The sequence below is a fragment of the Streptomyces marinisediminis genome (assembly GCF_026262575.1).
In the GTDB taxonomy this organism is placed as follows: Bacteria; Actinomycetota; Actinomycetes; order Streptomycetales; family Streptomycetaceae; genus Streptomyces; species Streptomyces marinisediminis.
Genome location: NZ_JAPKFL010000091.1, coordinates 1 through 924, shown reverse-complemented (window position 1 = coordinate 924; position 924 = coordinate 1). Strand labels below are relative to the sequence as shown.

The 924-nt window shown below is 77.7% G+C and carries 1 protein-coding gene; it reads left to right on the top strand.

Features of this window, described 5'->3' with window-relative positions; all coding sequences use genetic code 11:
* The coding region (locus tag OSB71_RS24195; RefSeq protein ID WP_265950940.1) for an acyl carrier protein at nt 1-924 on the top strand (924 nt) is incomplete at both ends.

Genomic DNA, 924 nt, shown 5'->3' with positions numbered 1-924 from the left:
GGCCCGGGGACGGGCGGCCGTCTCCCTCGCCTGGGGCCCGTGGGCCGACGGCGGCATGGCGGACGAGGACACGGCGGCGGCCCTGGCCCGCCGCGGCCTGACCGCGATGGCCGCGGACACGGCGGTCCTGGCACTCGACCAGGCGCTGAACCCGGAGCCGGGCGCGGCCTGCGTGACCGTGGCCGACGTCGACTGGACGCGGTTCGTGCCGCCCTTCACCGCCCGCCGCCCGAGTCCGCTGCTCGCCGAGCTGCCCCAGGTGGCCGGGCTCCAGCAGGCGCCGTCGTCCGCCGGGGCGGGCGCCGACGCCGCCCTGCGCGGCCGACTGGCCGGGCTGAAAAGGCCGGAGCAGACGCGGTTGCTGCTCGGCCTGGTCCGGGAGCGGGCGGCGGACGTGCTCGGCCACAGCGGCGTGGACGCGATCACGGAGACCGGCACCTTCCGTGAGCTGGGCTTCGACTCGCTCACCGCCGTGGAGTTCCGCAACGCGCTGGCCGCCGGCACCGGCCTCACGCTGGCCGCCACGCTCGTCTTCGACTACCCGAGCCCGGCCGCGCTGACCGCGCACCTGCTGGACGAGCTGGTCGGCCCGGAGGCCGGGGCCGCGACGGTCGAGGCGCCGGCGGGCTCCCGAGCGGGTTCCGGTGCGGGTGCCGACCCCGACGACGACCTGATCGCGATCGTCGGCATGGCGTGCCGCTTCCCCGGCGGGGTGAGCACGCCCGAGGAGCTGTGGGACCTGGTGGCCTCGGGGGCGGACGCCGTCTCCGGCTTCCCGGTGAACCGGGGCTGGGACCTCGCCCGGCTCGCGGACCCGACCGGGGAGCGCGCGGGCACGTCGTACGCCACCCAAGGGGGCTTCCTGCACGACGCGGGCGAGTTCGACCCCGCCTTCTTCGGCATCTCCCCGCGCGAGGCCCTCGC